This window comes from Winogradskya humida (assembly GCF_016862215.1).
Taxonomy (GTDB): Bacteria; Actinomycetota; Actinomycetes; order Mycobacteriales; family Micromonosporaceae; genus Actinoplanes; species Actinoplanes humidus.
Map to the genome: position 1 here is coordinate 280,018 of NZ_BOMN01000087.1, position 8,814 is coordinate 288,831.

Genomic DNA, 8,814 nt, shown 5'->3' on the forward strand with positions numbered 1-8,814 from the left:
TTGCCGATCGGAGAACCCACGCCATGCCTGACACCGGCATCGCCATCCGCGGTCTGAGCAAGAGCTTCACCCTCCGCGGTTCGGTCGTCTCGGCGTTGCAGGACGTGTCCCTCTCGACCGAGCAGGGGGAGTTCCTCTCCCTGCTCGGCCCGAGCGGATGCGGCAAGTCGACGATCCTGCGGATCCTCGCCGGGCTCGAGACCGCATCGCAGGGGACCGTCACCGTCGACGGGAAGACCCCCCACGAGCTGCGCGACTCGCACGCCCTCGGCATCGCGTTCCAGGACGCGGCGCTGCTCAACTGGCGCTCGGTGGAGAACAACATCCGGCTGCCGCTCGAGGTGGCCGGTCTCAAGGCCGAGCCGGGCCTGATCGCCGGGCTGATCGAGCTCGTCGGTCTGCAGGGCTTCGAGAAGGCCAAGCCCGCCCAGCTCTCCGGCGGCATGCGCCAGCGCGTCGCCATCGCGCGGTCGCTGGTGCTGAAGCCCTCGGTGCTGCTGCTCGACGAGCCGTTCGGCGCGCTCGACGACATGACCCGCCAGCGGCTCAACAGCGAGCTGCTGAACATCCTCGCGGCCAAGCCGGCGACGACCGTGATGGTCACCCACGGCATCAGCGAGGCGATCTTCCTCTCCGACCGCGTCGCGGTGATGAGCGCGCGACCCGGGCGGGTCGTCGAGGTGATCGACGTCGACCTGCCCCGGCCGCGTACCACGGAGATGCTGCGCTCCCCGGAGTTCCACGCGTTGCAGGACCGCGCGTCGGCGCTGCTGTTCGAGGGTGCGACTCCCGCGGTGGGCACCGCGTGAACGTGTGGCAGCGGGCCGGCGCCGGCGGGCGGATCCTCGCCGGGGCGGCCGGCGTCCTGGCGATCTGGTGGCTGCTGGCCGACACCGTGCTGAAGAACGTCGGGGCGGCGTCGGCCGGTGGCGGCGGATCGATCCCCAGCCCGGGCCGGGTCGTCTCCACCGCGGTCCACGACGGCTTCTCGTTCTACGGCCCCAACGTCTCCCTGACGCTGCGTGAGGCGCTGATCGGCTATGTCGGCGGCAACCTCATCGCGATCGTCCTGGCCGCGCTCGTCATGGTCGTCCGGCAGCTCGAGGGGCTCGTCTCGCAGCTCGCGGTCATCTCGTACTGCATCCCCGTCGTGGCGATCGGCCCGATCCTGCGCATCATCATCGACCCGCCGCAGAGCGGTGAGGTCGCGGGTACCGCGGTGTTCCTCGCCGGGCTGCTGGTCTTCTTCACGACGGTCGTCGGCTCGCTGCTCGGGCTCAAGGCCGCCGACAAGGCCACGCTGGAGCTCGTCGCCGCCTACGGCGGATCCCGCTGGCAACAGCTGACGAAGGTACGCCTCATCGCGGCGATCCCCAGCCTCCTCACCGCCCTCAAGGTCGCGGCTCCCTCCGCGTTCCTCGGCGCGGTGCTCGGCGAGTACCTGGGCGGCGTCGACGTCGGCGTCGGCCCGGCCCTGATCAACGCGCAGCAGACCCTGCAGATCCCGCGTACGTGGGGCCTCGCCCTCGTCGCCGGGATCGTCTCACTCGCCGGCTACCTGATCGTGGCCCTGATCGGCCGGTTCGCCGCGCCGTGGGCGACCGGCACCAAGGAGGGCCGATGAGCGACATCACCGCACCGCGCGGCACCGGGCGGCGCGTCGCGGGTGCCGTCGGCCGGGGCCTCGGCCGGGCAGCCGTCTCGATCGTCGCGATCCTGGTGCTCTGGATCGCCGGCCTGCGCGCGTTCGACATCCCCGCGTTCGTCGGCAAGACCCCGCTGGACGTCGTCGACTATTTCTTCACCCTGCCGAAAGCGGCGGAGAACCGGTCGGAGGCGCTGCACCTGCTCGGTGCCACGCTCGCCGACTCGGTGATCGGGTTCGTCGCCGGTCTCGGCGTCGCGCTGCTCGTCGCGGCCCTGTTCCTGCTGTTCCGGCCGCTGGAGAGCACGCTGCTGCCGATCGTGCTGCTGCTGCAGTCGGTCCCGCTGATCGCGATCGCCCCGATCCTGGTGCTGATCTTCGGCCGGAGCACGGCGACCGTGGCCGTGATGGGCGGGCTCGTGGTGCTCTTCCCCGCGCTGGTGAACATCACGTTCGGGCTGCGCAGCGCTCCGCGTACGGCGATCGACCTGGTCACCGTGTACGGCGCCACCCGCTGGCAGAGCCTGCGCAAGGTCGCGCTCCCGTCCGCCCTGCCCGCTCTGTTCGCCGCGATCCGCATCTCCGCACCCGGCGCGATCACCGGCGCGCTGATCGCCGAGTGGCTGGCGACGGGCAAGGGCATCGGCTACGCCATCGTCGCCGCCGTGGGCTCGTCGCAGATCGCCGCCGTGTGGGCGCTCGCGGTGCTGATCACGCTCGCGACGCTGCTCATCTATCAGGTCCTCGGCATCGTCGAGTCCGCGGTGCTCGCCCGGATGGGGTTCAATCAAGCATGAGTCCGCAGGAAACCGCCCGGCGCTGCGCCGAGACCATGCTCGCCGCCGACCGCGCCGGCACGATGCTGGGCATCGAGCTCCGCAGCGTCGCACCCGGCGCCGGCGAGGTCACGATGACCGTCCGGCCCGACATGGTCAACGGCTGGGACATCTGCCACGGCGGGCTCATCGCGACCCTCGCCGACACCGCGTTCGCCGTCGCCTGCAACTCCTACGGCACCGTGGCCCTCGCCGCCGGGTTCGACATCACCTTCCTCGAGCCCGGCCACGTCGGCGACCGGCTGCTGGCCCGGGCGCAGGAACGCGCGCTGAAGGGCCGCACCGGCGTCTACGACGTCACCGTGTCCCGGCTGCTGCCCGACGGCACTCCCGGCGACCCGATAGCGGAGTTCCGCGGGCGCAGCCGGGACATCGGCCGGCCCATCCTGGAATAGAGCGTCGTTGTTCGCTGGGAGTGAACGCCGGAAGACATCGGGAACGGCCGAAGTTGAGCAGCATGTACTCAACTTTCGGAGGTACCCCGGTGACCAGCAAACGACTCCCCGTACTCTTCCTCGACGACATCGTCCTGCTCCCGGGCATGGTCGTGCAGGTCGAGATGGACGAGGCGGCGCAGGCAGCAGTCGACGCGGCCCGCACCTCGTCCGGTTCCGAGCTGCTGATCGCCCCGCGGCTCGAGGACCGTTACGCCTCCCACGGCGTCGTCGCCACCGTGCGGCAGGTGGGTAAGTCCCGTGGCGGGTCGCCCGCCGCGATGCTGCGGACGGGTGTCCGTGCCCGCATCGGCAGCGGCGTGACCGGCCCGGGCGCGGCGCTGTGGGTCGAGGCCGAACCCGTCGCGGCCGGTACGCCGAACGAGCACGCCCGTGAGCTCGCCGCCGAATACAAGCAGCTGGTGGTCTCCGTGCTGCAGCGCCGCGAGGCGTGGCAGGTCATCGACTCGGTCAGCGCCATCGACGACCCGGGTGACCTGGCGGACACCGCGGGCTGGGCGCCGTACCTGTCGAACGACCGTAAGCGTGAGTTGCTGGAGACGCCGGACGTCGAAGCCCGGCTGAAGCTGCTCATCACCTGGACCCGCGACTTCCTGGCCGAGTCCGAGGTCAGCGACAAGATCGACACCGACGTCCGCGAGTCGGTCGAGAAGCGCAACCGCGAATATCTGCTGCGTGAGCAGCTCAAGGCCATCCGCAAGGAGCTCGGCGAAGGCGGTGCCGAGGGCACCGACGACTACCGCACGCGCGTCGAGGCGGCAGATCTGCCCGACTCCGTACGCGAGGCAGCGCTGCGCGAGGTCGACAAGCTGGAGCGTGCCGGCGACCAGAACCCCGAGGCGGGCTACCTCCGCACCTGGCTGGACACCGTGCTCGCCCTGCCCTGGAGCGAACGCACCACCGACAACACGGACCTGGCCGCCGCCCGGGCGGTGCTCGACGCCGACCACCACGGCCTCGACGAGGTCAAGGACCGCATCGTCGAATACCTGGGTGTCCGTGCCCGCCGGGAGTCCCGGGGCCTGACCAGCGTCGGCGGCCGCGGTTCCGGCGCCGTGATCCTGCTCGCCGGCCCGCCCGGGGTCGGTAAGACCTCCCTCGGCGAGTCGGTCGCGCGCACGCTGGGCCGCAAGTTCGTCCGGGTCGCGCTCGGCGGCGTACGCGACGAGGCGGAGATCCGCGGCCACCGGCGTACCTATGTCGGTGCCCTCCCCGGCCGCATCGTGCGGGCCATCCGCGAAGCAGGCTCGATGAACCCGGTCGTCCTGCTCGACGAGGTCGACAAGGTCGGCAGCGACTACCGCGGTGACCCGGCCGCGGCGCTGCTGGAGGTGCTGGACCCGGCGCAGAACCACACGTTCCGCGACCACTACCTCGACCTGGACCTCGACCTGTCCGACGTGCTGTTCATCGCGACGGCGAACGTCCTGGACTCCATCCCGCAGGCACTGTTCGACCGGATGGAGCTCATCTCCATCGACGGCTACACCGAGAACGACAAGGTCGCCATCGCCCGCGACTTCCTGCTGCCCCGCCAGCTCGAACGGGCCGCCCTGTCCGCCGACGAGGTCACCGTCACCGACGACGCGCTGCGCGAGATCGCCGCTAACTACACCCGCGAGGCCGGCGTCCGGTCGTTCGAGCGGTTGCTGGCCAAGGCATTCCGCAAGGTCGCGCTGCGGGACCTGCCCGTCACGGTCGGGGCCGCTGACCTCAAGGACCTGATCGGCCGGCCCCGCTTCACCCCCGAGTCATCGGAGCGTACGGCCGTCCCCGGCGTGGCCACCGGCCTGGCCGTCACCGGCATGGGCGGCGACGTCCTCTACATCGAGGCATCGCTGCTGCCCGGCGACAAGGGCGGCCTGTCGGTCACCGGCCAGCTCGGCGACGTGATGAAAGAGTCAGCGCAGATCGCGCTCTCCTACGTCCGCGCCCACGCCGACGAGCTCGGCGTCTCGCCGGAACAGCTCGACCACCCGATCCACCTGCACGTCCCGGCGGGCGCGGTGCCCAAGGACGGCCCCTCAGCGGGCGTCACGATGACAACCGCCCTGGTCTCCCTCCTGCTCGGCCGCAACGTCCGCGCCGAGGTCGGCATGACCGGCGAGGTCTCCCTCACCGGCCGCGTCCTCCCGATCGGCGGCGTCAAGCAGAAGCTCCTCGCCGCCCAGCGAGCCGGCCTCACCGAGATCTACATCCCCCACCGCAACGCCCCCGACCTCGACGACGTCCCCGCGGACGTCCTCGCGGCCCTCACCGTCCACCCCGTCGCCGACGTCCGCGAAATCCTGGCCACCGCCCTGGAGCCGGTCTCGGCCGGCGTCGTCACCGCCGCCTGATCCTGCTGCAACGGCCGCCTGCCACCACCCGTGGCAGGCGGCCTGCGTAGCGGTGCTTCCGCTGCCTGCAGATGCGGAAGCTGCGGCCGGGAAATGCGGAAGTAAAACCCTGCAGATGCGGAATCTATCTCCCGTAATTGCAGGTCAGCGGGCAGATGTTACGACCGCGGGGAGCAGGCGCAGGACGGCCTCGGCGAGGATGGCGGGGCCGTGCTCGGTGAGGATCGATTCGGCGTGGAACTGCAGGGAAGAGAACGTGGCTCCGCGCAGGGCGTGCACCTCACCCGTCGCGCGGTCCCGGCTGACCTGGACAGGTCCGGCGAGCGGGTGGAGGAACTCGTCGGTGTCGCAGTGGGCGGCGTACGTGTTGTAGAAGCCGACCAGTTCGCTGTGGCCGAAGAGGGTGATCTCGCGTTGCACTCCCTGGTTGGGGCGGGGGCGGCGGAGCAGGGGCAGGTCGAGCAGCGTGCACAGGATCTGGTGGCTGAGGCAGACGGCGACGAAGGGGAGCCCGCGGTCGAGGCGGTCGGCGGCCAGTTCCCGCAGCCGGGCGATCTTGGGGTGGTGTCGTTGCCGGGGGTCGCCCGGGCCCGGGCCCAGCACCACGAGGTCGGGGGCGGGGCCGGGGTCGTCGTAGCGGCGGACCGTTACCGACATGCCCAGGGCCGACAGCTGCTGCGCGATCATCGCCGTGAACGTGTCCTCGGCGTCGATCACCAGGACCTGTCGGCCGGTCAGCGGTTCGACGGGGTCGACGGGGTCGGCGCGGTCGGTGGCCGGTTGTAGCCAGAAGCCGGAGAGCGTGCGGTTGCGTCGCGCGAGCCGTTCGCGTACCTGTGGATCGGAGCCCAGCCGGTCCGGTCCGGTGCCGAGCGCGCTGAGCAGGCCGGCCGCCTTGGCCGTGGTTTCGGCGGCTTCGGAGTGCGGGTCCGAGTGACGGACGACTGTGGAGCCGACGCCGATGCGGAGGCGGCCGGTGGCGTTGATGTCGGCGGTTCTGATCAGGATGGCCGAGTCGAGGCTCTGCCCGCCCTGCGCGTCGTGGCCGATGAGGGCCAGGACACCGCTGTAGTAGCCGCGGGGGTGGGGCTCGTGGCGGCGGATGACGTCGCAGGCGTTCTCGAGGGGGCTGCCGGTGACGGTCGGGGCGAACATCGTTTCGCGGAGGATGTCGCGTACGTCGCGGGTCGTCTTGCCCTTGATCAGGTATTCGGTGTGTGCCAGCCGGGCCATCTGTTTGAGGTACGGCCCGCTGACCCGGCCGCCGGTGGTGCAGATCCGGGCCATCATCTTGAGTTCCTCGTCGACGACCATGTAGAGCTCGTCGGTCTCCTTGGGGTCGTCGAGGAAACTCAGCAGGCCCGGCAGGTCGGCGCCGCCCGATGGGTAGCGGTAGGTGCCGCTGATCGGGTTCATGACGGCTGCGCCGCCGGAGACGCTGATGTGCCGCTCCGGGGTCGCGCCCACGAACGTACGGTCACCGGTGTGAATCAGGAACGTCCAGTAGGCGCCGGTCTCGCGGCGTAGTAGCCGGCGGAAGAACGACAGCGCGCTGAGCGGTGAGAACCCGGTGATGTCCGCGATCAGGGTGCGTTTGATGACGAAGCTGGCGCCGGCGCCCCGGCCGATCTCGTCGGTGACGACATTCGCGACGATCGTGGCGTACGCCGCGTCGTCCAGGTCGAAATGGGTGTCGCGCAGGACGACCGGCTCGTCCGGAAGCCGTCGGTCGACGGTCGTGAGGGGCAGATCCTGCCGTTCGTCGATGCTCAGCACGAGCAGCTTGTCGTCGTCGGCGTTGACGGCGTAGCCGCGCTCGGCGATCTGCGCGAACGGGATCAGCACCACGGCGTCCGGCCGGGCCTCGCCCGTGGGTCCGGGCAGGTGGATGGACGCCAGGTCCGGGACCCGCGTGACCGGCCCGGCCAGCACCTGCACGGAGTCGGGGGCCGTCTCGGGACGGTGCAGCAGCGCGTACGCGGGGATCTCGCCGGACAGGATGCGGGTCAGCAGGTCGTCGCTCACCCGGTCACCTCGAGGAGCAGGTCGTCGGTGGTCAGGACCCGCGCGCAGCGTTCGGCAGCCAGGTCCAGCGCGAGCCGGTGGTGCGCCTCGTCGAAGTCGGCCACCGCGTCGGCGGCGAGGAACACCTGGATATCGTGGGCGAACGCGTCCAGCGCCGTGGCGAGGATGCCGGTGCTGGCGTAGACGCCGGCGACGATGAGCTGGTCGCGTCCGGCCCGGCGCATCCGGTCCAGCAGATCCGAGCGGTGGAACGCGCTGTAGCGCCATTTGGTGAACGTCCAGTCGCCGGGTGCGGGCGCGAGTTCGCCGGCGACTTCCCGGTCGGCCGGGCCTGCGGTCATGCCCACGCCCCAGAAGTCCTTGAGCAGACCGCGGTCTTCGTCGTTCATGTCGCCGGGCTGGGCGGTGTAGGCCACCGGGATGCCGTGCGCGGCGCAGCGGTCGCGCAGGCTCACGCAGTTGCGCATCAGGGCGGCGCCGGGTGCGGCCGTTGGGGAGAAGGGCCTGAGAAAGTAATACTGCATGTCGTGCAGCAGGAGCACGGCGCGTTCCGGGCGGAGCCGCCACGGTACGCGGGCGGGCGGGAGGGTGTCGGGCATCGGGTAGGCCGTGGTGGAGGGAATGCCGGTCATCGTTGCCTCGCTTCCTGGCGACGATTTCAGGCTAGTGATCGAAAGAGGTCAGCACCCCTACTCACTCGGGTAGGCGGCTGCCCGCTCGAGTGGATCCGGTGGCCTCAGTCAATGGAGGCGGATTCTGGCGGTCATCGCAACACTTCAAAGTGAGCAACTACGAGTCTGAGCTCAGAGATGCGGCCGCGTCGCCTTCAGCGACAGACCGCCGCCGACTCTGCCAGAAGCGCGGATCGCGGCAGAAGAGGGCGCGCGAACGGCTGCCCGATCGCGGCGATGAGGTCGTGCCGCAGCCACCGTCGTCCTTGGTGCAAAGGTCAGCGTCCGCGCAAGTCGTAGCGCCATTCATTGCTGAGCATGATGTGCCCAGGTGGGTACTCAAAATCGGTTTGGCCTACGAGTTCGAAGCCAGCCTTGCTACAGACCGCGTTCGACCCCGCGTTCGCCACGCTTGGGAATGCATGGAGCCATCGGTGCTGGTTGTCTTCCTGGGCGGCTGCGAGGACGGCCCGCACGGCGGCGGTCGCGACACCTTGGCCCTGAAACTCGGGTAGCACGTTCTAGCCAGACTCGTACATAGCCATCCCGCGCCACATTCGGCTCCAGAATGCGACGCTGCCGGCCGGCTCACCGCTCGGCAGCTCAACTCGAAACATGCGCCCACCTTCCAACGCAAGGTACCGCTGGTGCCGCGCCACAACTTGCTCGTCGGTCTCCGGCCCGCCGACGTACTGGCGGATTTCTCGCGTGTTGATCCGGCGTAGAAGCGATAGATCCTCGGCGGACCACGGCACAAGCCGGACGGATAGTTCGCGCATCGACCGACTATCTGTAATGCGTGCGGGCGCGGCAACCCTATTCACAGCTATTCGCCTGCCCCCT

Annotated in this window: 8 protein-coding genes; 5 read left to right on the forward strand and 3 right to left on the reverse strand. The window is 70.2% G+C overall.

Going from position 1 to position 8,814, the window contains the following annotated elements:
• The first annotated feature begins 23 nt into the window (after nt 1–23).
• From Ahu01nite_RS31140 to lon, 5 genes are all read left to right on the forward strand, one after another.
• Entirely contained in the window at nt 24–809 is a 786-nt protein-coding gene (locus Ahu01nite_RS31140; RefSeq protein ID WP_203840229.1) for an ABC transporter ATP-binding protein, read from the forward strand.
• Nucleotides 806–1,624, forward strand: a complete 819-nt coding sequence (locus Ahu01nite_RS31145) for an ABC transporter permease (RefSeq protein WP_203840230.1) — start codon at nt 806–808, stop codon at nt 1,622–1,624. Before Ahu01nite_RS31140 ends, Ahu01nite_RS31145 begins: the two co-directional genes overlap by 4 nt.
• A complete protein-coding gene (locus Ahu01nite_RS31150) occupies nt 1,621–2,442 on the forward strand; it encodes an ABC transporter permease (protein WP_203840231.1) in 822 nt (273 codons plus the stop codon). Before Ahu01nite_RS31145 ends, Ahu01nite_RS31150 begins: the two co-directional genes overlap by 4 nt.
• Nucleotides 2,439–2,876 carry a hydroxyphenylacetyl-CoA thioesterase PaaI gene (gene paaI, locus Ahu01nite_RS31155; RefSeq protein ID WP_203840232.1) on the forward strand — a complete coding sequence of 146 codons (438 nt, stop codon included), beginning with the start codon at nt 2,439–2,441 and terminating at the stop codon, nt 2,874–2,876. The genes Ahu01nite_RS31150 and paaI overlap by 4 nt, the downstream gene beginning before the upstream one ends.
• Nucleotides 2,877–2,938: 62 nt before the next feature.
• Entirely contained in the window at nt 2,939–5,275 is a 2,337-nt protein-coding gene (gene lon, locus Ahu01nite_RS31160; RefSeq protein WP_203840233.1) for an endopeptidase La, read from the forward strand.
• A 144-nt stretch (nt 5,276–5,419) separates the two neighbouring features.
• On the opposite strand, the gene Ahu01nite_RS31165 is transcribed toward lon, so the two are convergent.
• From Ahu01nite_RS31165 to Ahu01nite_RS50705, 3 genes are all read right to left on the reverse strand, one after another.
• Nucleotides 5,420–7,300 carry an anthranilate synthase family protein gene (locus tag Ahu01nite_RS31165; protein WP_203840234.1) on the reverse strand — a complete coding sequence of 627 codons (1,881 nt, stop codon included), beginning with the start codon at nt 7,298–7,300 and terminating at the stop codon, nt 5,420–5,422.
• Nucleotides 7,297–7,932 (reverse strand): isochorismatase family protein, encoded by a 636-nt coding sequence (locus Ahu01nite_RS31170; RefSeq protein WP_203840235.1) that lies wholly within the window; start codon nt 7,930–7,932, stop codon nt 7,297–7,299. The genes Ahu01nite_RS31165 and Ahu01nite_RS31170 overlap by 4 nt, the downstream gene beginning before the upstream one ends.
• 317 nt (nt 7,933–8,249) lie before the next feature.
• Entirely contained in the window at nt 8,250–8,489 is a 240-nt protein-coding gene (locus tag Ahu01nite_RS50705; protein WP_307794611.1) for a GNAT family N-acetyltransferase, read from the reverse strand.
• Nucleotides 8,490–8,814 lie beyond the last annotated feature (325 nt).

What these genes read in the sequence shown, in the direction of transcription:
- Ahu01nite_RS31170 (WP_203840235.1), bottom strand. Translation starts at nt 7,932, where the DNA reads ATGACCGGCATTCCCTCCACCACGGCCTACCCGATGCCCGACACCCTC.
- lon (WP_203840233.1), top strand. Translation starts at nt 2,939, where the DNA reads ATGTACTCAACTTTCGGAGGTACCCCGGTGACCAGCAAACGACTCCCC.
- paaI (WP_203840232.1), top strand. Translation starts at nt 2,439, where the DNA reads ATGAGTCCGCAGGAAACCGCCCGGCGCTGCGCCGAGACCATGCTCGCC.
- Ahu01nite_RS31150 (WP_203840231.1), top strand. Translation starts at nt 1,621, where the DNA reads ATGAGCGACATCACCGCACCGCGCGGCACCGGGCGGCGCGTCGCGGGT.
- Ahu01nite_RS31140 (WP_203840229.1), top strand. Translation starts at nt 24, where the DNA reads ATGCCTGACACCGGCATCGCCATCCGCGGTCTGAGCAAGAGCTTCACC.